Genomic DNA, 24,742 nt, shown 5'->3' on the forward strand with positions numbered 1-24,742 from the left:
CCCCAGTACAGCAACAAACTAAAAAGCATAACATATAACAATTGACAATATGGATTTCAAGCCATCCAACTTATACATCAGCCTCGTTGACCTATTCGCCATCCTCCTACCTGGGGCGATAGCGGCCTTAGTTATTTATCACTTCAACCAGTCAGCCATTAATGGTTTTCTGGATGTAGGCAAAGACAACAAGGCTTTTTTTAGCGGTTTTGTGCTATTGTTTGGGTCTTATTTACTTGGCCATATCATCAGCCAAATAAGCGCTTACCTGGATGATTGGGTATACGACCCTTTAAAAGATAAAGTCTTTAAAGACCATAAATGTGTAAAGAAAGTAATGGAAATCAGAGCAAATCGCTATGGTAATGAAATGACCCCAGTATATGTGAACTCCTACAAATGGTCGGTATTTAAACTGCAAAAGGAATACCCCGATGCAGCGGCAGAGGTAGAGCGCTATATGGCCGACTCCAAGTTTTTTAGGGGTTTGTTTGTCATCATGGTGATACTTGGCTTCGTGTTTTTATTCCAGTCGGTAATAAAGGCAAAAATAGTGCTGGCTTGTTTCCTGCTGGCGGCATTTTCAATGGTTCGTTACTTTAAGAAACGGCGTAAATCTACGGAAACAGCCTATCAGTACATCATTTTTACCGAGGAGCTCAATTCCAAAAAAGAAGATAAGCCCAAAGAAACCTTACTGGCTCTAGTCAGTATGGATAAAAATAAAATTGACATCACTGCAAGTCCAAAATAATACGCGTCATGGCAAAAAATACATCACAATCCTACATCCTCTCCGGTCGCATCACCGACCAGCAGAACCAGCCCCTTGAAGGAGTGATTGTCCTTGCTTTCGATCAAGACCCGAAAACTCCTGCGAACCTTCTGGGGCAAGCCACTACCACTGATGCGGAAGGCAAATACACCATCTCTTTTACTGAAAAGGACTTCAAGGTCGGTGGTGTAGAAAGCGGCGGGCCGGATGTGTTTATACGAGTTTATGAGGGGGAAGAATTAATGGGGGAAAGTCCAGTAAAGCGGAATTCAAAAAAAACCATCAAAATTGACCTGAAAGTCAAATACGAGCGGCAAGATCCGAATGAACCCTGGCGGCGGGTGTACGGAGTGGTGCGCAATGCCATTGGTGAACTGATGACGGGCATGACGGTTCTGGTATTTGACCGCGACCTGCGCACTGAGCAACTCCTAGGTCGTACGGCCACCGAAGCAGGCAAATACGAGGTGCGCTATCGCTCAGCTCAGTTCAAAAAAGCCGAAAAGGAAGCCGCCGATATTGTGGTAAAAGTATGGGACGCTGCCGGGAAAGAGGTGCATAAAACGGCCGTCTTTTTCAACGCACCAAATGAATTGGAAGTCAATATCAATCTGGATGGTGTTGAGTACAAAGGCCCTTCAGAGTGGGAGGTTTTAACAGACACACTTATGCCGCTCTTGGAGGGCGTGTCGCCACTTGGCCTCCGCGAAGACGAGCAGTTTCAGGATGTATCCTTCCTGGCGGGCGAAACGGGCAAAAATCAGGTGCTTATTGGTACGTGGATTGCCTGCCATCACTTGGCCGACAAAACCACACGCGAAAAAACACCTTTGGAAGCCGCGCTTTTTTTTGGGTTTATGCGGCAGGGCCAGCCTGCGCTGCTCTACGATACGCTGTTGCAGGATATTCAGCACCCCGAGCGGGCGGAGTTATTGAAAGATAAGTTGTTGCGCTATGTATCGAGCATCAGCCCTGAACTGAAAAAACAACTGATCGAAAAAGCGCTGAATGATAACTTAATTCCGGCACGTATTCGAGCAAACATCGAAGAAATTTGCGAAATACTTCGCCAAATCAAATTGCATTATATTGCCGAAAATACGTTTGGGGCTGGTAAAGGCACAATAAACCAGTTGTTGCAATTGACCCCTAAAGCCGCTAAAGAGCAGGCCAAGTTTATGGCTGCTTTTGCCGATCATAAAGGCTCGATGGACATTTTCTGGAAAAAATTAGAAACGGACAAGATATTCCAGCCCAGCGTAATTCGGGATGTAAAATTGAGTTTTGAGTTGGGAGCTCTGACTTGGAACCACATCCCCTTGGTGGCGGCGTTGAACCAAAAATTCAAAACAGGAGAAGTGGAGGGCAAACGCGAATTGGCGAAATTAGATCGGCAGGGCTGGATTGAAATCTTCAAAAGCAAGGGGTCGGATGGCAAGGTTGTTGGCGTACCTGCGAATATGGATGGCACTAATCAGGAAGAGAATTACCAACAATTTGCCGTCATATTGGAGGAGAGTATGGAACGTGCTTATCCCACGACGGCATTTGCGGCAAAATTGGCTAGAAATGAAAATAGCCCGATTGCTGCCAAAACTGAATTAGTCCGATTTTTAGACAATAACCCGATCTTTCATTTAGATCGTTATCGAATAGACCACTATATCGCTGAAAATGCTGATGCACTAAAAGATATTGAGGACAAAGAAAGCGTAGTACAGCAACTCAAGTCGGTGCAGCGCGTATTCAAACTCAGCCCTAAACACCAGACGGTTGATGTGCTGCTGGGGCAAAAAATCGAATCGGCCCAACAGGTTTACTTTATGGGCAAAGAGCGGTTTGTTGCCTCACTGAAGGGAACGGGCATCAATAAAATCGAAAGTAAAAAGATTTATCAGCGCGCCGAAAATGCGTATGCGATGACGCTGACGCTTTTTGGAAATTATAATAACACTGTCAATGGTGTAATTCCATTTGGGGCAACCCAACAAGTCATGAGTGCGGAAGATGCTGCTAAAATAAAGGCCCTTCCCAATCTTCAAACCCTGTTTGGCTCTTTGGACTATTGCGAATGTACTCACTGCCGCTCGGTGTATAGCCCTGCTGCGCATTATGTGGACATTTTACGTTTCCTGAAAGAGCGCAATACCAATGGTAAGACCACCCACGCGGGAAAAAACGTGAAAGATGTGCTGCTGGAACGCAGACCCGACCTCGGTGAAATCGAGTTGAGCTGTGAAAATACCAATACGCCGTTGCCCTACATTGATTTGGTCAATGAACTCTTGGAGGATGTTGTGTCCCCGCCTGTACCCAGCACATTGAGCAGTAGTATAGAATCCGACCTGATTGCCGGGCCGATTAAGTCAGATGTTTCGGATGAATTAGCTGAAAATGGATATATTATCTCTTCCGATGCTGAAGTTTATGCACAAGACAGTAGAAGTCAATGGGCTATTCGGGACAAGCAAAATGCCTATAAGTTATTCAAGCAAGGAGCAAACCTGAGGATTTTGCCTACGAAGCAAACCCACTGGACAGCCGCCGAGTTGAGAGCCAACCCCGAATACACCAATGCCCAGGCTTATGATAAATTATCTGCCGAGGTATTTCCTTTTAACCTGCCTTTTAACCTTTGGCATATCCAAACACGATCTTACCTGAGTCATTCCAGCGTGGCACAACCCCGCTTGTTTGAGTTGTTCCAGCAAACCCTTGCCGACGGCATTACACATACACCCAATGAACTCCAAATAAATAGTGCCTACTTAAGCTTAAATGAAACAGAACGAAAAATCATCACTGGAACCTTGCCCGGAAAACAATCCTGGGACTTTTGGGGATTGACCGAAACGGGTAATAATTTGTTCCATCCAGAAACTCCAACCGACCCAAGCACCAATGTCACCGGAACCTGGATTCAAGTACTGAGCCAGGTCTCCGTAATGCTGCATCGAACCGGGTTAACGTACAAGGAGTTATTGCAACTCCTGGATATGACCTTCGTAAATCCTGCGGGCAGTATCTTTATCAATGACAATGCAGACAGCAATGCCGCCAATTGCGATACCACCAAATTCCAAATCATTGGTCTTACCCAGACGGCTTTGGATCGGATGCACCGCTTTATTCGACTCTGGCGCAGATTAGGTTGCGCCATGTGGGAATTGGATATGCTGCTGCCGGATACCAATCCCGCTCCAGGTATCACCGACAAACAATTGACGGATGCTGTTTTGCAAGATATTTCCTGCATGAACCGCATCCGGGAGAAATTTGGCTGGGACTGGCGGGTTACGCTGGCCTTGTTCAACAACATAGACTACGCCATCTATTTAGACCGGAGTAAATCGGATGCCCCAGCTATTCAAACGCTCTACCAGCGGCTGTTCCGCAATAAATTAGTGGATGCTACAGCTGTGTTCCCGGAAAGTCCGGATTTGATCGCTGGGCCGATTGAGGGGAATGCGGCGGCTTTACCGCCTGTTGCCGACAAAATTCCCGGTATCTTAGCTGCATTTCGCATTAAGGAAAGCGATTTGATCCTTATTCTTGACGACCTGTCGTTAACTCCAGCAAGTACACTCGATTGGACTGTTTTAAGCCGAATTTACCGCATCACCCTACTTGCTAAAGCCTTAGGCTTGAGTATGAATCAGTTTATTCGTTTGAAACGCTTGGCCGGAACAAACCCGTACCTCAACCCTAAGGCAACACTTGATTTTATTGAATTGGCCGAAACGCTTAGTGCATCCGGATTTTCTGTGGTAGAATTAGATTATCTGTTGTCCCACCACTATACTGCTAATTCTGGAATCGTATTAGAAGACAAATCCATCACGGCATACATCACTGCTCTTCGGGAGGGTTTGCAAAAAGTGACGGATGATCTGACCATTAAAACAGAAGAAACGAAGGATGCCTACATTAAAAGCAAATTGGGCTTGTTGCCTGCCTTGTCCAAAGATGCTGAACAGGTACAGGCACTGGCCATCATTGAAGGAACCTGGACTGGTGCACCTATGGATCGGAATGCTTTGATTGATAAATATTTTGTAGGTGTATTGGATTTAACGGTAGCGAAAACCAATCTCGCAGCCCTTCCGCCGAGCGGTACGGGTATGGCGCTTGAGGCACGGTATGGCTACTTCCAACCTGAGCTACAGGCTTATCTGCTACAAACCCAGAAAGAAGTCTTTTTAAAGCAAAAAGTCGCCGAATTTTTCCAAATAGAAGTGCCCAATGCCGATTTGTTGCTTACGCGCTTGCAGCTTTCAGGTGCTGCAACAACCCTGTTGCAGCACCTGAATAATGCCCAGTTGTTATTAAAGCCAAGCGGAGTATATCAGTTTTCGATAATCGAGACGAACTTCCCCAATATGTACGCTGCGCTGCGCCTGTTGCATAAGAATGCCATGATTGCCCGAAAATTGAAAATAAAACCCAATGAATTAGATTGGTGGTTAACGGGTACTCATGCCACAGATATGGGCTGGCCTCAAGCAGGTGCTTTTCCACTTGACACAACAACTACGGTACCGATAGCAACATGGTTTAATTTCAGCGGCTTTTTTGCTTGGAAAAACACCTTGCCCAAATCGGAACAAACCGCTTTTGAATGGCTCGATCTGGTATTAGATGCCGGAATTTCAGCAACAGATACCATCACGGCACTTTCAGCACTAACGGGTTGGGATGAAACGGATGTAAGTGATTTAGTAGCCGCTTTCCGATGGGATACGAAGGTAGATTTTAAGGAATCCGTCGCACTCCATCGGCTGAGTAATTGTATGGCAGCTTTGCGGCGATTGGGCATAGGGGCTGCCCGTGCCATTGCCTGGGCTACCTCTGAGCCGGATTTCGCCATAGCGGAAGGCATGAAACAAACTGTCAAGGCCAAATACGACCTGAAGCAATGGCAGGAAGTCATCAAGCCCTTACAAGATATTTTCAGGGAACAAAAACGCGATGCACTCGTAAGTTGGCTCATCGCTCGAAATAACCCAAATTGGTTGGATAAAAATGCTTTGTACAGTTATTTCCTTATAGATATGGAAATGAGTGCCTGCATGCTTACTTCCCGGATCAAACAGGCAGCAGCGGCAGCACAATTGTTTGTACAGCGTTGTCTGATGAATTTAGAATTGGATATTGCCGTGCGCTCTGAACGCATAGATACTACGGATACACAGTTTGATACCAAATGGAAGCAGTGGAAATGGATGAAGTACTATCGGGTATGGGAAGCCAACCGGAAGGTGTTTCTTTATCCGGAGAACTGGATAGAACCGGAGCTGCGCGACGACAAATCGCCTTTCTTTAAAGAATTGGAAAACGAATTAATGCAAAACGACATCAGCCGTGATATTGCCGAAGAGGCTTACCTCAATTATTTGGAAAAATTGGATAGGGTGGCGAATCTCGAAATCCGGGCCATGCAAAATCATGAAGGAGAAGTGCACGTGTTTGGCCGTAGTCGCAGCAGTTTGGCACCGGAGTATTACTATAGAAAACGAAACCAAACCGGCCGTTGGGCGGCTTGGGAAAAAATAGACCTGGAGATCAATGCCAATCATTTGATGCCCGCCATTCATAATAAGCGGTTGTATCTGTTATGGCCGCAATTTTTGGAGAAGGCCAATGCGCCAACTTCGGCGCCGGTACCCGCACAAAGTGATGATAATGCACCAATACCTCAACCAGAGAAATATTGGGAGATTAGACTGTTTTGGAGCGAATTAAAAAAAGGGAAATGGACGCCTAAAACTTTATCTAATGAATATACATGGGTCTATCAAATGCAGGTAGGTGGTGAAAATTTACAAAATATTGATTTTAGAGTTCAAACAGACGATTTTATTAAGATCAAGTTGTATTATATACCTGATCCAAGCATTGATGCACCAATTAGTTTTGGTGGCTTCCTAAAACAGGGAAAACAGATTTCACATTATGCTGGAAATTCCGAAAGTATTATTTCTGCTCCTTATAGTCAATTTTATAATAATTTAATACGCCACAATACAAATTCATATTATTTTTATTTTTCATCAATCGAACATTGGAGTATACAGCCTGCCAGTTCTAATTCAGAAAGCATCAGGCTGCTTAAGGCAATTCATGCTGACAGGAGTTTTACTGTTATTGACGTTGAGGCCAAAAGTTTCATAAATAATGGGTCATTTTTCTTTTGGGATCCTCAGAGGACTTACTATGTAACATATAGGTCGCAAAGAATCGATTACGCATCACATTACGAGACTTCTTCCAGAACACTCTTCGAATGCGATTTTGAGATACACTACCATCCATTTGTTGAGATTTTTTATAAAGAACTCAATATTAAGGGGATAACAGGGCTCCTTAATAGGCGTATTCAGATTAATCCGTCCGGAATTGACGGGGCACCGCCTTTGACTGATTTTGAACAGACCTATTGGCCGGAACATAAAAATTTTTACGATCCTGGCTATTACCCAGTGGAGGTGGTCGATTTCTCACCTTCAGGTTCGTATTCAATTTACAATTGGGAATTATTTTTCCACATTCCCTTTCATATCGCCAACAAACTCGCCAGCAATCAACGGTTTGAGGAGGCTTTGGAATGGTTTCACTACATATTCGATCCAACCAACACCGATAATGCAGTCCTTGATCCCAATACCCCGCAGCAAAAGTACTGGATTACCAAACCCTTTTATGAGACCACCAAGGCGGACTACTATAAACAGAAAATAGAAAATTTGCTCTTGGCGATTGCACAGGAGGAAGCAGCAGCCGTAGCACAAGTGCAGGAGTGGCGCAACAACCCTTTCAACCCGCATCTGATTGCCCGGATGCGCACGGTGGCTTATCAGAAAAGCGTGCTGATCAAATACATACAGACTTTAATTGCCTGGGGCGATCAGTTATACCGTCGCAATACGATGGAAAGCATTAATGAGGCCACCCAACTTTATATTCTGGCGGATTCCGTGTTGGGACCACGCCCTAAAAGTATCCCCAAAAAAGTAGGCAATCCGATCAAAAATTTTTATCAACTGGAACAAGAGGGTATAGATGCTTTCGGCAATGCGCTGATGGAAGTGGAAAACCTATTGCCCAGCTTGTCTTCATCCACTATTATGGGCGAAGAAAACCCAGAGATGCCTCGTCTCGATGTGCTGTACTTCTGCATACCGAACAACGAAAAGCTACTCACCATGTGGGATACAGTGGCCGACCGCTTGTTCAAGATTCGGCACTGTATGAACATTGAAGGAGTAGTGCAACAATTGCCGTTATTCGACCCGTCTCTTGATCCGGCGGCCTTGGTACGGGCCGTGGCAGGAGGCTTGGATTTGAGCTCCGCTCTGGCCGAAATGAACGCCCCCCTGCCTTTGTACCGCTTCAATTTTATGATTCAGCGGGCGATAGAATTGTGTAATGAAGTAAAATCGCTGGGTACGGCTATGCTTTCTGCTTTGGAGAAAAAGGATGCAGAGGCATTTGCGCTGCTGCGCTCCAGCCATGAGTTGGTGATGATGGATGCAGTACGGGATGTAAAAAATCAGCAGATTGAGGAAGCGTTGAAAAACTGGGAGAGCCTTATTGAAGGGAAAAAAATAACAGAGGAGCGAAAGGCCTATTATGATAAATTGGTGAATGACGGATGGAATAACTGGGAGAAAATCAGTTTTCTTATCTCTTCTGGTGCAATAGTCGTGGAGGCTGTTGCTACTGTCTTAAATACCCTATCAGCCGGTGCTAGTTTAATACCTACTATTAAAGCTGGGGCCGCTGGTGTTGGAGGCTCACCTACTGTTACATTGGAAGTTGGTGGCAAACAGGTTTCTAATTCTTTACAACAAGCAGCTGCCGCAGTTTCTGGAGCGTCAAGAATTTTACAGATGGGAGCCTCCTTAACTTCCACTGTGGCCAGTTACCAACGACGTTCGGAAGAATGGGATTTCCAAAAACGCCTTGCCGAAAAAGAACTGCCGCAAATAGATAAACAGATTGCTGCTGCCTTAGTCCGTTGGAACATAGCCAATACAGAACTGCGCAATCACGACCGCCAGAAAGAGAATCTGGAAAAGGAGTTTGAGTATATGCGCAACAAATTCACTAGTCAGGAACTGTACGACTGGATGGTGAACCAACTTTCTACGGTGTATTTCCAAAGCTACCAACTGGCCTACGACATCGCCAAGCGGGCAGAACGTTGTTTTCGTTACGAGATGGGCTTAACCGATTCAAATTATATCCAGTTTGGTTACTGGGATAGTCTGAAAAAAGGGCTGCTCTCCGGAGAAAAAATATATCACGACCTAAAACGCTTGGAAACGGCTTATTACGAGCAAAATCGCCGCGAATACGAACTCACAAAACACATTTCGCTGGCCCAGCTTGATCCGGTGGCGCTGTTAAAACTGCGCCAAAATGGCGAGTGCATCATAGATGTACCGGAGACTTGGTTCGATATGGACTATCCGGGTCATTATTTCCGGCGAATCAAGTCGGTCAGTCTTTCTATCCCTTGTATCGCCGGACCTTATACCACGATTGCCTGTACGTTGACGTTGACTAGCAATAAATTAAGGAAGGATTCGACACTGTTGGGCGGCAACTATGAACGTGATTTGACCATTGATGACCCACGCTTCCGCGATGAAATTGCGGCCATCCAATCCATCGCTACTAGCAGCGCCCAAAATGATAGTGGTATGTTTGAATTAAACTTTCGTGATGAGCGCTATCTGCCTTTTGAAGGGGCTGGAGCTATTGGTACCTGGCATATTAAACTGAACAAGCATTTTCCACAGTTTGATTTTGCGACCATTTCTGATGTGATTCTCCACTTAAACTATACGGCTAGAGAAGGCGGCGGCGCGCTAAAAGCAAAAGCGTTAGAGGCGTTTAATCAAAAACTGAACACCTTGGCACTAGCCGAAAACCAACAAGGGTTATTCAGGGTGTACGACATTAAACGCGAGTTTTCTACCCAATGGCACAAGTTCCTGAACTCAACTGCGCCAGATGGCGATCAGACTTTAACATTGGATAACTTACACGAGCGATTGCCCTATTTTACCAAGAACTTTAGCACAAAAAAGGTATCAAAAATAGAGTTGGTGGCAATGGTAAAAGACAGTACTAAGTCTTATAAGGTGATGGTATCTCCATTTGGAATTAATCCAGCTGATTTACTGTCCATGTCTGCCGGAACGACTTATCAAGATTTGCACAATGGTTTTAGAGATTTGACTGGAAGCGAAGTTGACCTGAATACCTGGACATTCAAAATTCAGGAAGACGGCGCTGCGGATTTCCACTCCTTGTCTGCTGATGCCATTGAAGAATTATTTTTAATCATCAACTATGCCATTTCCTGATGTTGACAGAAGCAGAAATACAAACGCTCGTGGACAAAATCGCCAAGCGTATGGAGCCGGAGAAAATCATCATTTTCGGTTCCTATGCCAAAGGTACTGCCACGGCGCGGAGCGATCTTGATTTATTGATTATCAAAGATACACCCTTACCCATGCATGCAAGAGATGCGGATGTTCGTACTCTTACTACTCATCGGTTGGTTAATGTTGATGTTCATGTTTATACGCCAGAAGAAGTAGAAGAGTATGGCAATGAGCCGTTTTCTTTTATAAATTCAGTGTTAAAAACAGGAATTGTGGCTTATCAAGTGAAATAGTCACAACTTAATCGTGCAGACAGAGCACCCAAAAGTTAGACGAAATCTGACAGGTTAGATAATTTTCTTTGACAAATGCCCTCAAAAATGCAACCGGGCGTTTGTCAAAGAAAAAAATTGCGGGTGGCCAAATGTTCGACAATGTTCAACCCGTTTCACTCAATTTGTCCGATCGAGTAGCATCTATTACAAATAAAATTTTTTGACACACTTTTTTGAATAATCCCGTCGGCCCATCCATCCTCTTGCCCCATTCTCCAAATCCCCCTATCTTTGCACCCAACAAGCACGCCCCTCCGGGCACTCATCTCCACAACCAGGTTTCACCAAACCTTAGCAATTTTTTCATAGCAAGCACCGGCCGCTGTCCGCAGACGAAGCCCCTCGTCATTCGTCATTCGAAAAATTCGTCATTAAAAACCATTTGCTATGAAAACCATCCTTTTCACCACCCTTCTATTGTTCCCCTTCAGTTGCACCTTTGTCGATCGTCCCCCTTTCATCCCCGTCACCGTCCACGGCCACTGGGCCCCTGCCGACGGTGTCACCTGGTCCACCGGCTCCAGCTGGGTCGACCCCTGGCTCGACTTCGAGGGTATGGAATCCCCCAACTGGTGTTGCACCACCAGCCTCCAGCTCCAGGCCATCCGCATGCCCGGGTACCGGCACTACGCCGAAGTCTCTCGCCCCATCCCTACCCTGCTCCAGGGCTGCGTCGATGTGTACGAAGAGCGCTACGCCGCCGCCTTTGATTTTGAAATCGATCTCCGTGTACCCGAAACCCTCGTCCCATGAAAATGATCCTCCGAAGCACCAGCTTCTTTACCCTGCTTCTGCTATTCCAGCCAGCAGTCTCAGCTACCCATTACCGCTCGATGCAGCCCCGCCAACCCACGGATTTATCCGTGGGAGGCCACCCTACAGCGCCACCCCACGAATTTATTCGTGGGCAACAAAGGGGAGACACCCTCCCGCCCCTGGCCACCCTCCACGCCTCCATCGACACCTTCCACGCCCACGCCGCCCATTCCTCCCTCCTCGAGCTCCAGGAATCCCGCCGCGGCAACTGGCTCAAGTACCTCCCCGCTCTCGGCTTGGCTTACACCCCCAGTGGAGCCCCACGCCCCGGACTCTCCTACTCCACCGCTGTCATCTACCAGGCCAAAAAGGACAAACAAACCCGCGCCGCCAAGCGCTTGGCCATCCTCGAACAAGCTCAGGTTGCTGCCCGCCGCGACAAGGAGGCCCTCCTCCCCTACCTGGAGCGCCTCCTCAGCCTCTGCCGCGAACTCGCCGCTGCCCTCCAGCTCCTGGAACTCGACCGCGAGCTCCTCTCCTACTGGCAACAGGAACTGGCCGCCAAGAACATCGGCCCCGTCGAGTTCCTGGGCAAACGCAAAGACTTTCTGGAAAAAGAAGCGGGCATTGAGCGGCTTCGCGATCGCCTCCGGGAACTGGAGGCCGAGGTGCTGGCAAAGGCACATTTTTTTGAACAATAACTTGCAATTTGTTGGAATTGCATTTATCTTACCACAGTTATTTGACTGGTTGCGGTGGGACAATATTGGCTCCTACCGCTACAAGATCATTAACTGGGGTTTAGTTTTACTTAGGCCGAGGTGCTATGCACTTCGGTTTTTTTGTTTTCAAAACCCTTTGAATTGGAATTTTTTAAGCGGAAGATGAGTGGATGACAGTCTTATCTACTCCTATTTATTCAGACAAATATGCATCCACAAAATACATGTCAATTTCCCCTTTTCCTTTTGCATACACTTTGCCACGATGGCTGCATTGGAATAGTGTCTTAACCAGATCATAGGTGGTCCCGGAAATGTTGATTTTTCCAATTTCTCCACTGCTTTCCATTCGACTGGCAGTATTTACAGTATCACCCCAGATATCATATTGAAATTTTTTGGTGCCCACTATCCCTGCTACTACTGGTCCTGTATGAATCCCGATCCTGAGTTCAAAAAATAATTCCCCTTGTTGTAATTTGGTTTGTTTGTACTCTTGCATAAAGTGCTGTATTTCCACAGCAGCCTTGACAACATCCTCCGCATGGCTTTTATTGGGTATGGGCAATCCTCCTGCGGCCATATACGCATCCCCAATGGTTTTGATTTTTTCAATTCCGTGCTTATGAATGATTTGGTCAAACATGGAAAAGCAAAGGTTGATTTCTTTCACAAGTTCGATTGCACTGAGTTGTTCTGAAAGTTGTGTAAACCCTTTAAAGTCTGTAAATAAAACGGTTACGGCATCAAAAAGCCTGGCTTCAGCAGCCCCCTTAGTTTTTAGCTCTTCAGCTACTTCTTCAGGGAGGATGTTCAACAATAGCTCATCGCTTTGTTTCTTGGCAATTTCTACTTCTTCCTTTTGTTTTCGTATCACAATGGTTGCTTTATCAACTTGAACCTCCAGTTCTTTTGCACGAGCACGCAAACGACGACCATTCCACCAAACGATCAAAATTACTACGCCAATCAGGGTCAAACCATAGATGGTATAAGCCCACCAACTTCGATACCACGGAGGGCGAACCCTGAAAGTATAGGTCACGGGAGGAGTCCAGTTTCTTGCCTGACTATTGCTCAACCCTTTAAATCTTGCCATGACTTTAAAGGTATAGGTGCCTTCATTAATGTTTCCAAAAGTTGCACTCGTTTTAGTCAGTGCCGGACTCCATTTTTGGTTGTAGCCTTCCAGTTTATATTTATACTCTATTAATTGTGGCTTTGCTAATTCGGTAGTTGTATAATCAATGGTAATATGGTTGTGCTGATAGGGCAAAATCAGACCTTGGGGCAATGGATTGAATCCGGAAATGCTGTCAAATTTTAGCTTCAGGTATTTGCGGCGCAAAATTTGGCGCTGTTCTTCGGAGAGGGCTTTTCCCAGGACGCTGACTTCCTCCGTAACGTATGCCGGTTTATTGAGGCTGTCAAGCCAAGGTTTAGCAGCTGGTTCAGCCAGAGTATGCCAGGGAATGGCTTCTTCGTTTATTCGAACTTGTTTGATGAATATTCGTGGTTGTACCTCGTTTTTATGCAATAAGTGATAGTCAAATTTGACTAAGCCAGTTTGATCACTTCCTGTACCTACCCAGAGTATTCCTTTCCCATCACTGTACAAGGCTGTTTGGCCAACGTTGATGTGTTTAATTGGGTAGCCGGTATTGATGTTGAAAATTTCAACTTTTTTAAGTCGAGTCAATTTGTTAGCGCCCTGGTCTGGTACATCAAAAATGCTTAGCCCAAGATTTGTCCCTACGACTATTTTATGCTCTGGTAATGCTAAAACCTGGGTAACGTAGTTGTCTGGTAAACCTTCGGATGTTTTGAAGGTTTTGAAGGAAGGAAGGAATTTGCTTCTATTGGATACCTTTGTTTGCGCCAATTTCTTGATTTGCTCGGCTGGCAAAAAACTTAACCCTTCCTCTGTACCAAACCATAGGTTTCCTTTTTGGTCGGAACTGACTTCCCAAACGAAATTACTTGCTAAACCCTGGGCTGTAGTGTAATTGGTAAAACTGCTACCGTCAAAGTAACTCACTCCTCCATCTCGAGTGCCTAACCAAAGATGTTGGTATTGGTCAACTACAATACTACTTACCCAATCACCTGCCAAACCTTGTTTAGTAGTGTAGTTGGTGAAACTTTTGCCGTCAAAATAACTAAATCCTCCGCCACGAGTGCCAATCCATAAGCCACCATCTGAAACTGGGGTAATGCACCATATGTCATTTGTAGTGAGCCCTTGATCGGTGGTGAATGTTGTTAGGATTTTGCCGTCGTATCGACATAGTCCACCTCCCAATGTTCCGAACCAGAGTTGGCCCGCTTCATCAGTTGCTGTACTCCAAATTACATTAGCGGGTAGTCCCTGCTCTGTTGTATAATTACTTATGCTTTGGCCATCAAATCGGCTGATGCCTGCATCTGTACCAAGCCAAAGTCTATCGGATTGGTCTGTCGTTATACTCCAAACAATATTTGCAGCTAGACCCTGAGCAGTTGTGATGTTGGAAACCCCTTGGCCTCCATAGTGGCAAATGCCACTGCCAAATGTGCCGAACCAAAGTTGACCGGTATTATCTACTGTGATACTCCTGATATCGTTATTCGCTAACCCGTTGGCTTTAGTGTAGGTAAAAAAATGACTTGCTCCATCATAGAGGCTGACCCCGCCCCCTCTTGTGCCTACCCATACTTGTCCATCTTGGTCTACGCCAATGCTCCGTATATCGTTGCTTGACAATCCATTTTTTATGGTAAAACTAGTGTGCTGTTGCCCATCGTATCGATTTACCCCTCCATCTTGAGTGCTAAACCAGAGGTTGCCCAATGAATCTTTGGCAATACATCTTACATCTTTATCTGCTAACTGTATTAATGTGCTTGGTTTATTGAATTTTCTGCCATCAAAATAACATACTCCTTTCCCCTGTGTTCCAAACCAAAGTTCGCCATGGAGACCTTCCATGATGCTAAAAACACTATTGCTAGTCAATCCATTTTTGGTGGTATAATTGATGAATTGTTTCCCATCAAAACAACTTACTCCACCACTCCGGGTACCAAACCACATCTGCCCCTTCGAATCTTCCGTAATGGCATATACCACGTTGCTCGCTAAGCCTTGCTCCGTTGTGTAATTGGTAAAGGAATGCCCATCATAACAGCTGACGCCTCCTCCTAATGTCCCAAACCAAAGCCGCCCCTTGTGGTCTTCAGCAATGCTCCAAACCCAATTTCCTGCTAAACCTTGTGCTGAGGTGTAATTGGTAAAATGCTGGCCATCAAAACTGCTTACACCGCCGCCATAGGTTCCAAACCAGAGTTGCCCTCTTCTATCTATAACAGAGCTTACTATTACATCAAGTAACAATCCTTGCTCGGTTGTATGATTGGTAAATAGTGCTACACCTAAGTTTTTAATGGGTGGGGTTCCTCCTGTTGAAAGTTGAGTGTTCTTCGGGGTTTTAGATGACCTTGGGCCTAATGGTTCGTAGAAGGTGCTGCTATTTTTATGCTGTCCTTTAGGGAAGATTGTCGACTTGGGTGTATTCCGGCTATGTAAAAAAATGGTCTGTGGCTTGAGCGTATCTGCCAGCTCATCCAGTAGTATAATTTCAGGGGCTTTATGTGCTTTTGATTCTTGATCAGATATATGCTCTGAATCAGCCCTATTAGTACAGGCAGGTAGAACTAGGAGAAAGACTAGCCAGGTACTATAGTTTTTTTTCATGAACTGCTGAATCTGATCTTTAAGTAACGCAGAATAATCGGGAAGTAATTTTTTGCGTCACACTATGGCAATTTATGGGGATATATCGAAACTTCAAAATAGTTGATTATTACCCTAGCCATACTCTTCTAATGGGGTGAGATTGATTAAATAATGTTTAAAAAAATCAAACAAAAAATTGATTATATCTATTTTATTCCTTACTTTTGTAGCATCAAGATTGACCGTCTTGACCAGTTTTTTGTTGTTTTTGTATCTACACGAGCCGTCCTTCCCGATGGCTCTTTTTAATTACCGTACAGCCAACACATCTTCCAACTCCACATACACATCCTCATTCAGCTCACTGTACAGCTGTACGGTATTCCCTCTGAAAGCAGCAATGCTCAAAATGCACAGATACCCCCAATCGGTTTGTTGGACCAACTCCCAGGGGTACCCTATGTTTGCCAGTTCCAGAAAATTGTCCTGCGGGATCTCTGCCCGCACGGTGGCATCCTGATACTTCTGCTGGATGCCAGTAGTGGTACTTACCTCAATCATGGTTTTCTATAGCTTTATGAAAAAATAATAAGGTAAGATACGGGTATGTACTGAAATTTCAAATCGATATTCACATCTGAATATCGCCCTTCAAGCGGTTCAGAGCAAGCTGTTTTAATTCCATGCAATTGCATGGAATTAAAATTGGAATTGTGTAAGCTCTCCTGGAGTTAATCACCATTTTTATCCCTGCAAATTCGTAGGGATTAAAACCCAAGTGCTACAGCCAACCCACGGATTTATCCATGGGAGGCCACCCTAGTGCCTTAACCCATGACTTTAGTCGTGGGAGGAGCGTGCCGTGGGAGGAGCGTGTCCTAGGGGCCCCCCCTACTCCAACTCCCCATCCAACTTCATCCCTGCTTTCAACTCCTTAACCGCTGGTAACCCCAGCAACACATTCATCTGATCAATCGCCGTTTTATTCAAAATCTCCAAGCGTTGCTCCTGGTCACAATCCCATTCCAGCAATTTGGCGTTCAGGGATTCCAGATTAGCCAGAATAATCAATTGTTCTGTCGAAGCATGATCCCGCATATTGCCCTTGGCTTCTGGATTTTGCATTTTCCATTCCCTGGCCGTCATCCCGAAAACGGCCACATTCAGCAGATCTGCTTCCGAAGCAAATACAATCCCTTCTTTTTTGGTATTTACCAACTGAGGGGGCATCAAGTACTCCCGTACTGCTTCAGCATGAACCCGGTAATTGACCTTTGCCAGTGTTCGTTTCAAGTTCCAATCCAGTGCCTCCTTACTTTCTTTGGCTTCTTCTTTTTTAAGGCGCTGGAATTCTTTGGCAATGTACAACTGGAAGGTGGGCGACAACCACAAACAAAAATGGAACGCTATATCCAGATGTGCATAGGTTCCGCCATAACGCCCGGCACTACTTCTTAATCCAATCGCACTCGTCAACTCCACCCATTTTTTTACAGAAAGTAAAAATCGATTGAGTCCTATTTGTTCTTTAATTCCATGCAATTGCATGGAATTAAAATTAGGGTTGTGCAAGGTTTCCCAGGTGGTCAAATATTCAATAGTGTTTTGATTCCGAATCCAGTTTTCAATGTGTCTTCCCCCTCCTTCAAAACGTTGATCGATGTCAGTTAAAGAAATAAAATCATCTTCCCCAATGCTGAGCAGGGTGATCGCTGTTCCTTCTACGTTGATTGTCTTTTTTGCCATTTGCTTGATAATTACTATTGAGCCAAACTAGACATGTTGTAACTTGTTGATTAACAACGATGTGTAAATTTGCATATCGGAAAATGTTTTAATGCGCTACCCCGCTCGAAGATACGGAAACGCCTTAAGATTATTCCCGTTATGGGAATTCCCATAACGCTTAATCCCTTAAATTCAAGGACTTACCCGCACCGATATTCCATTTGGAATATCGGAAAATCGTCAATGCGTATTCATTCCTGCCAACTCAACGCCCGTCCCCTCTTTCTCCCACCACGCACTCAAATCCTTATACCCCCGATACCGCCGGTGTTGCGGCGCTACCCGTTCCTCCCCCAGCCGGTAAATCAACTCCAGCGTAGCTACCCCACCCGCTTCATCGTTGTCCAGGTAACTGTGCACCCGGCCATAATTCCGCGACTCCAGCAGACTGAACCCTTGTTCCTGAAAACTCAGCGAGTTCAACACCAATACATCCTGCGGCAACTCTCCACTGATTTGCTCCAAACACAGCCAGGCCAGAAAGTCAAAGAAGCCCTCAAAGATACAACACTGGCTCTTGTCTTTTCCACCCAAAAAACTGATGCCCTTGGCGCCCAGCGAGGTTTTGAAGTAGGGATTCCGCAACTCGTAGCCGCCACAGCCGTTGGCGAAGGCCAGACCAAAATATTGTTTCTTGGTGTCCCAGTGGTGGTAATAAGCCTCTTGGATCCAGTGGCCGGCTATACCTGGCTCAATGCCGCGCGATTGCAAGTACTGCTTCAAGGCCTGGTTCTGAAGAGGCTGTACCTTGTCCAACTGAAACTTGTCCCCTGGGGAAGCGGCTACGATCCCACTGTCAGGCAGGTTCCAGAGACTCGGCCCTGCTGCTCCTCCCCTTCCGTACAGCTTTTCCAAAAAGGCCATCGCCCGGGCAAAGGAACAGTTTTGATGCCGCATCACAAAGTCAATCAGGTTGCCCCCAGTGCTGTCGCCATCGCCAAAGTCGTACCAAACGTTGCGCTCCTGGTGGATGTGGAAGCTGGGAGTCTTCTCTGCCCGAAACGGTGACAGGTACCATACGTCGTTGCCGCCTTGCCGCGCTTCGGCTGGCTGATGCCCCAATCGGGCCAACAGGTCGGCTAAAGGAATGTTTTTGGCTTCTGGTACGGTCATCTGTCTCGATGTTTTACACAAAGATAATTGCTTTAATCTTTTTATTATCAATTACTTATCCACGTGTACTTTGGTAGGGAAATGTACGTGAAGTTTGGTAGGTGTGCACACTAAGCACGTGTACTTTGGTAGAAATCGACGTGTAGTTTGGTAGAATGCACGTGCATTTTGGTAGCTCCCGCGTGTACTTTGGTAGGCTCGCCCCCTAAATCTTCGTTTTGACGTGTACTTTGGTAGGGTTTTGGGCTTAACAATATTCTTCCGAAAGTTATCCACATGTACTTTGGTAGCTTTAGGCAGCTTATCCACATGTACTTTGGTATAAATCCACGTGAAGTTTGGTTGACAAACCTATATACTCCTATATTTTTTAAATACCTATACTCAGTCGCGCTCTTCTGTGAATTTCGAAAACCTTAAATTTTCCCTCCGACAAAACTAATCAAAATTTTTTCTTGTGAAAAGAAAATAAATAACAAAACGTTGACTACTCTTCCTGATAGCTTCTTGCGGGCACGTGAAGTTTGGTAGGGTCAAGCCTCGCAGTTTGGCCTCAAACCCATCTGCCTACCAAACTTCACGTGCCCCTTCTTTTGCCTTTGATTAGCCCAGACTTAGATCATTGAAATTGTCCCCCGAAACCTACCAAACTTCACGTGCTCCCTTAATACCTAAATCCACGTGAACTTTGGTAGGGGTAACGCTTGCCGTTATCTCTATCCCCACACCTACCAAACTTCACGTTGCTATTTTTTAATACTGATTATCAACAGTTTAAACCACCAAAACCACCCCAAAACCTACCAAAGTACACGTGCTCCCTCACAACTCAATTTCACGTGAAGTTTGGTAGCTTTTCACCCCCTCACCTCCAAAACCTCCCTCCCTCCAGTGCGCGCAACCCTCCCTTAGATGGCCCTTAGATGCCTTAGATGGTTCAAAAAAAAAGGCAGCGAAGCTGCCCATCTAACTTTGTGCCCTTTGTGTCCTCTTATTTTTTCTTTGTGCTAATAATATGCCGCTTTCGCCCTCAAGTGCCCTTTAGTCCCTTCAGTTTCTTAGGTGGTTCAAAAAAAACAGCAGCGAAGCTGCTCCCCTACCTTCCACGTGAACTTTGGTAGCCTCCCCTCCCCAACTCCCTCACCCGAGCCAGTTTAGCCATTATCTACCAAACTTCACGTTATGAAATAATTTAATATGTTTTCAACCCTACCAAACTTCACGTTACTCCAACCGCTTCTGCGTCACCCCATCAATCACACTGAACACCTTCGTCGGAATCGGCGGCGGCGAATGAAACAACTTGAACCCCTTATTCGCCTCCTCTTCAATCCTCGCCCCTGGATACTGCATCAGCACATCCTTTAAGGTCTTGCGAAACACCTGCTTAAACTTCGAGATCTCGCCATAAGCATGCCCAAACTGATCCCGCAGATTGGCCCAGGCAATGAACTGGGGCCGCTCGTAACTGATCCGGTGCAGCCGTTGCGCCAACCACGCGTAGATGTCCAACCCCAGCGCACTGTGCGACAAGGCGGCCAGCGCCCGCTCATCCAGTGGAATGGCGTGCTCGCGCAAACTGTTGAAATAATCGTCAGTCAGCAAAATGGTCGAATCCCACATCACCCGCTGGTTCTGATCCTTCGGAAACCACAGGTCGAAGGACTTCACGATTTTTAAGTCGGCCTGGGTACTGCCTTCGTCCGACAAAAAACCGATCGAAAAAGTAGCCACCGAAATGCGCCGCAGTTGTTCTTTCACCACCTTGATGGTCCGGCCATCGGTGTTCAATCCCATTTTGCGGATAAACGCGGTCATACTTTCTTCTACATGGATTTCGGCTCGTTGGCTTTTGATGGCCTCGGTATTGATGTGCGCCAGGATCAAACGGGCCTTTGGCCCATAGGGCAAACCGATTTGGGTGAATTCCTGCTTGTTGGGATCAAAGGAGTTGCCGGCTTGTACGGCCAGCGTCGCAGCGCCTTGCTTTTGTTGCCACAGGTTGATGTTGTTACCGGGATCCCGGTACGGCAAAAAGGTCTGACACAACACGCTGTGCTGAAACATCGCGTCGTTTTTGTCGGCCTCCGTGGTTTTGAGCAACACATGGGTGCCCAAACTCCTTTTTTGGACCTTGCTGAGCGTCGTGATGCTCTTGGCTTTGTTGTCTTCTTCCATGCTGGATGGATTTTGTGGAAAAACTCCCGTTTAGTTTTGTTATTCCTTGTCCTTCTGTTCGTTCAGCGCAGCCTCAATGATCGTGATCACGTATTCTCGCATGGAGAGCCTGAGTGTGGCCGCTCTCATCTTGAGGGCCACGTGCAGATTGGTAGGCAGGTCAACCGTAAACCGCTTTACATCCTCGGCACCTGCTGCTTCAGGCTTGATGCCAGGCACGGTAGGAATACTTGTTTCTTGGTTCATAAGCCAATATATTTAATTTTGAGTACAAGGGCGATAAAAAAATGAGCACTTATTCTTGCCCAGCGGCTAAGTTAGGTTGAAAAAACTTAAAAGCGTAAAAACTTATTTAAGTTTTTACAGAAATCTTTATTTAAGTGCTGATTGAATTTTGGATCAAGGGTGAAAACGGAGCCTCTTTCGCATAAATGAGTAAGCAACAACTTTCAAAAAAGTTAAGACCAGCCTCTCCCTCCTCCCAACGAATAATTGCCAAATGCCTACGAATAATCGAAAAGTGCCTACGAATAATTGCTCGCCCACTCATTTTACGCACCAGACTCGCATCTTTGAACCGTTCACAAAAAATACCACTATGAAAAATATTAAGCCTTTCATTGCTGCCGACATCTTGATCCTATTTGCTTTTGTGCTTGGAATGAATGGAGGGCTACTGGCTAATTACAATCCAATTTCCCCTACCCCCCAAAAAGATCGCCAGGCACTAATTGCTACATTTAAACCCTACATCGAGAGTATTGCCTGGGTAAACGAGTTCCTCACGGAAGATTCCAGCTCCACCCGGGCATTCCAACTCAAACCCGTCCTCTCCTTGAACATCAACTGGCTGGACACAGCCACCTATGCTGAAACGGTTCCTGCTGAATGGCAACTCTATTGGCGCGGAGGGCTCAGTGATGGGCTCTTAGATGTGTTCAAACACAACGTTTATTACGAAGATCGCCTCTGGCGCGTTCAACAGGTGGCCTATTCTAAAAACATGCTCTTGCTAAAGTTTGGCGACATCTTAGCTACTAAAGTGGTCTTCATCAATCGTCAGCTGAGTGATGGCGTGGAGATCGGAATGAGTGCGCATGAGCTTTTCCCTGAAAAATTTAAGGAACCTATTTCCTACCGTTTATCGCTGCGCAAACGGGAACAAATCAACCAGCTTCCTGAGTTTTTACACGGGAATTTTGTGAGTACAATTCACAAAAAATCGATTACCCGAGTAGGTACCGATGCCATCGAGACCCTGGGTAAACGCTGGATCATCCAAAAAAAGGGTGAGATATTTTTAGAAAACCGCAGAGCTTACCGTGCCTATGCATTGGAAGAAAAAACAGGCGTTCCTGGGTATTTTACTTTTCAGACAGTGACTGATTTTTGGGTACTCAATCTGAACCTGGAGACTCCCAATAGTACTAGTCAGAAAGCAGCATATTGGTTAGGTGAAAAAAAGGATACAGCAAAATCCTGGAAACTGGACTACCGCTGGGTCTTGCTTTTGACCTTTCTGGGACTGGGCGCTTACCTCTATTACCGCAACCGGATGAAAAAACTGGAACGGGCTCAGTTTCGCACCCACTTGGCCCTCAATGGCCTTCGCGCCCAACTCAACCCCCATTTCCTCTTCAACTCTCTGGCTTCCATCCAGGACCTGGTCAACGAGGACAACAAAGCTGGGGCCAATCGCTACTTCGACGAAATTGCCCGCCTGCTTCGCTACGTAGTGGATAGTTCCAAATATGCTTACATGCCCCTGGTTCAGGAGCTGGAGGCTTTGGAAAAATACTGCTCGCTCGAATCCCTGCGCACTCCCTTTCAGTACGCCTTCGATATTTCAAAGGACATCGACCAAAACAACACCGAAATCCCCACGATGCTGCTCCAACCCTTTGTGGAAAATGCCATCCTGCACGGCCTGCGCCCTGGCACTGATCCCAAGGAGCTCAAGATTAGCCTTTGGCCCGAGAGCGGCAACCGCATCGGAGTAATGGTCGAAGACAATGGCATCGGCATCGAGGAGGGGCAGCGTCGGGGCCAAAAACTCCAGGATACCCGCGAGCACCAGGGCCTGGCCACTACCCAACAACGCATCGACCTGCTCAATGAGGGCAAAAAAGAAAAAATCACCCTGCAAATAACGGATCGTAGCCACCTCAAACCCGGCCAAACGGGGACTGTGGTACAGCTGTCGATCCCCATTTAAACTTCCTGTTCTTTTTCCATTTTTCTTGAATTTTTATGCTTGACCGGGGAGAATCATTCTCCTTAAACACCTTACATCGATGACCTCTTTTCAAAAGCAATTTCCTTTTGGTTTACTGGTATTGTTGGTGTGTTGTACAACGCTCTCCCACAATGCCACCGCAAAAACCAACCTCGATTCGCTTCGCAAGGCTTCAATCCATTCTATCCTGCCTTACCTGGAGCAAATCGCACCTTTACGCGAAGCGGTTCGCAACGACAGCATGACTTTCATCGGCATGCGGTTTATGTTGCGAATGGACAACAACTGGCTGCAAAATGCCCGGTTCGCTACCTCGGTTACGCCAGAATGGCGCGGCTTCCGCAAAAATGCTGCGCAAAAGGATCCCTTGGATCTCTTTGCGGATTATGCTCAATTTCGGGGCAAACTGGGCAAAGTGACTTCCTTTTTTCACCAAGGTGATGTTGCCGTTGTGGTGCTGGATATCCCGGGCAGTTACACCGTGATCATCCTCAATCGTGAGCCTCAACAGCTGAATCCAGGTGGAGCCAGCATCAACATGTCAATGTTTGTTTTGCGGGAAGATCGCCCCATTGAGATGAAAAAACCGGAGTCTTTCTACCAGCCTACGCAACAAAAAATGCCCAAAGAGGCTCATGGTGAATACATCCCTGCTGAATACAATTCGCTTAAGGAAATCCTGCGCAATCCTCCTACACTCATCGTAAAAGACAGTACCATCAATGCTCTGGGCCGCAAATGGAAAGTCCACACTGCCGGAATCATTGATGCTCCGAATGGCGGCAACAAAAAGGTTTACCGCGCCATGGCCTTCGACCAGTCTGGCAAGGCTGGGTATTTTACCATCGAACTGGGTTCTCTGGTGCAGATCAATCTGTTATTGGAGGAAAGTGACAAACTTGGGCGTGATGCTTACCAGTTCAAGGTCAAACTCAAATCCAAGATGTTGAACCGCGAATACTTGTTCCTGCTCTTCAAAGGCCTTTTTGTGGTGCTGCTCGGTTTTAGTGGTTTTTCTTTTTTCCAAAACCGCAAACTCAGTTTCCAGCGCGACCGCGCGAGCCTGGCCCTGACTGGTTTGCGCTCCCGGCTTAACCCTCATTTTTTGTTCAACACCCTGGGCTCTATCCAGGACCTGATCCACGAAAAGAAGTTTGATGCGGTCAACCGCTATTTCACCGAAATGGCGCAACTCATGCGTTATGTGGTGGACAGTGCCGCCCATGAGTTTGTGTTGCTCAAAGACGAACTTGAGGCCCTGCGCAAGTATTGCTGCCTGGAGGCTCTGCGTACCCCTTTTGATTTTTCCATTCAGGTTGATCCTCTGGTGGATCAGGAAAACGTCGAAATCCCCACCATGCTCTTGCAGCCTTTTGTGGAAAATGCGATCTTACACGGCCTTCGCCCCAGCAATGGTCCCAAAAACTTGTCCATAAAGGTGGAACAGCCTTCGCCTCAATTGCTCAACATTGCCATCGAAGACTCAGGCATCGGCATTGAGGAGGCTCAACGCCGCCAACAAAGCCGTGACTCCAATCGCGGCCACCAGGGCATGGCCATGACCAATCAGCGCATCGATTGGCTGAATGTGGGCAAATCGGAGAAAATTGCACTCCTCATCCAGGATCGCAATCAGATTTCTCCCACCCATACCGGCACCCTGGTCCAGTTTTCGATCCCCCTGTAGCGGCAACCCTATGTGGTCGCCCTCCCGCCAACCCACGGA

General features: G+C 46.3%; 13 protein-coding genes. 7 read left to right on the top strand and 6 right to left on the bottom strand.

The features are described from left to right. Positions 1-49 precede the first annotated feature (49 nt). The 5 genes from SFV55_RS26800 to SFV55_RS26820 all read left to right on the top strand — a co-directional run bounded on the left by SFV55_RS26800 (position 50) and on the right by SFV55_RS26820 (position 11,965). On the top strand, positions 50-754 hold the full coding sequence (locus SFV55_RS26800; RefSeq protein ID WP_320032663.1) for a hypothetical protein: 705 nt from the start codon (positions 50-52) through the stop codon (positions 752-754). 8 nt (positions 755-762) lie between these two features. After that, entirely contained in the window at positions 763-10,149 is a 9,387-nt protein-coding gene (locus SFV55_RS26805) for a neuraminidase-like domain-containing protein (RefSeq protein ID WP_320032664.1), read from the top strand. Continuing rightward, positions 10,149-10,466, top strand: a complete 318-nt coding sequence (locus tag SFV55_RS26810; RefSeq protein ID WP_320032665.1) for a nucleotidyltransferase domain-containing protein — start codon at positions 10,149-10,151, stop codon at positions 10,464-10,466. Before SFV55_RS26805 ends, SFV55_RS26810 begins: the two co-directional genes overlap by 1 nt. Positions 10,467-11,063: 597 nt before the next feature. Then, positions 11,064-11,261 carry a hypothetical protein gene (locus SFV55_RS26815; protein WP_320032666.1) on the top strand — a complete coding sequence of 66 codons (198 nt, stop codon included), beginning with the start codon at positions 11,064-11,066 and terminating at the stop codon, positions 11,259-11,261. Then, a complete protein-coding gene (locus SFV55_RS26820) occupies positions 11,258-11,965 on the top strand; it encodes a hypothetical protein (RefSeq protein WP_320032667.1) in 708 nt (235 codons plus the stop codon). Before SFV55_RS26815 ends, SFV55_RS26820 begins: the two co-directional genes overlap by 4 nt. A gap of 214 nt (positions 11,966-12,179) precedes the next feature. Here SFV55_RS26820 and SFV55_RS26825 read toward each other — a convergent pair whose 3' ends face one another. From SFV55_RS26825 to SFV55_RS26850, 6 genes are all read right to left on the bottom strand, one after another. Then, a complete protein-coding gene (locus tag SFV55_RS26825) occupies positions 12,180-15,719 on the bottom strand; it encodes an adenylate/guanylate cyclase domain-containing protein (RefSeq protein WP_320032668.1) in 3,540 nt (1,179 codons plus the stop codon). A gap of 291 nt (positions 15,720-16,010) precedes the next feature. After that, positions 16,011-16,262 carry a hypothetical protein gene (locus tag SFV55_RS26830; protein ID WP_320032669.1) on the bottom strand — a complete coding sequence of 84 codons (252 nt, stop codon included), beginning with the start codon at positions 16,260-16,262 and terminating at the stop codon, positions 16,011-16,013. Between the two features lie 330 nt (positions 16,263-16,592). Next, a complete protein-coding gene (locus SFV55_RS26835) occupies positions 16,593-17,447 on the bottom strand; it encodes a KilA-N domain-containing protein (protein WP_320032670.1) in 855 nt (284 codons plus the stop codon). Positions 17,448-17,669: 222 nt separating this feature from the next. Continuing rightward, complete coding sequence (locus tag SFV55_RS26840) at positions 17,670-18,602, bottom strand: CHC2 zinc finger domain-containing protein (RefSeq protein WP_320032671.1); 933 nt, start codon at positions 18,600-18,602, stop codon at positions 17,670-17,672. A 1,224-nt stretch (positions 18,603-19,826) separates the two neighbouring features. Next, a complete protein-coding gene (locus SFV55_RS26845; protein ID WP_320032672.1) occupies positions 19,827-20,780 on the bottom strand; it encodes a replication protein RepA in 954 nt (317 codons plus the stop codon). 39 nt (positions 20,781-20,819) lie between these two features. Further along, positions 20,820-21,026 (bottom strand): hypothetical protein, encoded by a 207-nt coding sequence (locus SFV55_RS26850; RefSeq protein ID WP_320032673.1) that lies wholly within the window; start codon positions 21,024-21,026, stop codon positions 20,820-20,822. A gap of 352 nt (positions 21,027-21,378) precedes the next feature. Here SFV55_RS26850 and SFV55_RS26855 point away from each other — a divergent pair, with 352 nt between their 5' ends. Both SFV55_RS26855 and SFV55_RS26860 read left to right on the top strand, forming a co-directional pair. After that, on the top strand, positions 21,379-22,995 hold the full coding sequence (locus tag SFV55_RS26855; RefSeq protein WP_320032674.1) for a sensor histidine kinase: 1,617 nt from the start codon (positions 21,379-21,381) through the stop codon (positions 22,993-22,995). A gap of 79 nt (positions 22,996-23,074) precedes the next feature. Continuing rightward, on the top strand, positions 23,075-24,703 hold the full coding sequence (locus tag SFV55_RS26860) for a sensor histidine kinase (protein WP_320032675.1): 1,629 nt from the start codon (positions 23,075-23,077) through the stop codon (positions 24,701-24,703). Positions 24,704-24,742: the final 39 nt, after the last annotated feature.

Source organism: Haliscomenobacter sp., assembly GCF_033763495.1.
Taxonomy (GTDB): domain Bacteria; phylum Bacteroidota; class Bacteroidia; order Chitinophagales; family Saprospiraceae; genus Haliscomenobacter.

Excerpts from the sequence above, each read along its gene's own strand:
- SFV55_RS26820 (WP_320032667.1), top strand. The coding sequence starts at position 11,258 with ATGAAAATGATCCTCCGAAGCACCAGCTTCTTTACCCTGCTTCTGCTA.
- SFV55_RS26805 (WP_320032664.1), top strand. The coding sequence starts at position 763 with ATGGCAAAAAATACATCACAATCCTACATCCTCTCCGGTCGCATCACC.
- SFV55_RS26840 (WP_320032671.1), bottom strand. The coding sequence starts at position 18,602 with ATGACCGTACCAGAAGCCAAAAACATTCCTTTAGCCGACCTGTTGGCC.
- SFV55_RS26825 (WP_320032668.1), bottom strand. The coding sequence starts at position 15,719 with ATGAAAAAAAACTATAGTACCTGGCTAGTCTTTCTCCTAGTTCTACCT.
- SFV55_RS26855 (WP_320032674.1), top strand. The coding sequence starts at position 21,379 with ATGAAAAATATTAAGCCTTTCATTGCTGCCGACATCTTGATCCTATTT.
- SFV55_RS26810 (WP_320032665.1), top strand. The coding sequence starts at position 10,149 with ATGTTGACAGAAGCAGAAATACAAACGCTCGTGGACAAAATCGCCAAG.
- SFV55_RS26845 (WP_320032672.1), bottom strand. The coding sequence starts at position 20,780 with ATGGAAGAAGACAACAAAGCCAAGAGCATCACGACGCTCAGCAAGGTC.
- SFV55_RS26860 (WP_320032675.1), top strand. The coding sequence starts at position 23,075 with ATGACCTCTTTTCAAAAGCAATTTCCTTTTGGTTTACTGGTATTGTTG.
- SFV55_RS26800 (WP_320032663.1), top strand. The coding sequence starts at position 50 with ATGGATTTCAAGCCATCCAACTTATACATCAGCCTCGTTGACCTATTC.
- SFV55_RS26830 (WP_320032669.1), bottom strand. The coding sequence starts at position 16,262 with ATGATTGAGGTAAGTACCACTACTGGCATCCAGCAGAAGTATCAGGAT.
- SFV55_RS26815 (WP_320032666.1), top strand. The coding sequence starts at position 11,064 with ATGGAATCCCCCAACTGGTGTTGCACCACCAGCCTCCAGCTCCAGGCC.
- SFV55_RS26835 (WP_320032670.1), bottom strand. The coding sequence starts at position 17,447 with ATGGCAAAAAAGACAATCAACGTAGAAGGAACAGCGATCACCCTGCTC.
- SFV55_RS26850 (WP_320032673.1), bottom strand. The coding sequence starts at position 21,026 with ATGAACCAAGAAACAAGTATTCCTACCGTGCCTGGCATCAAGCCTGAA.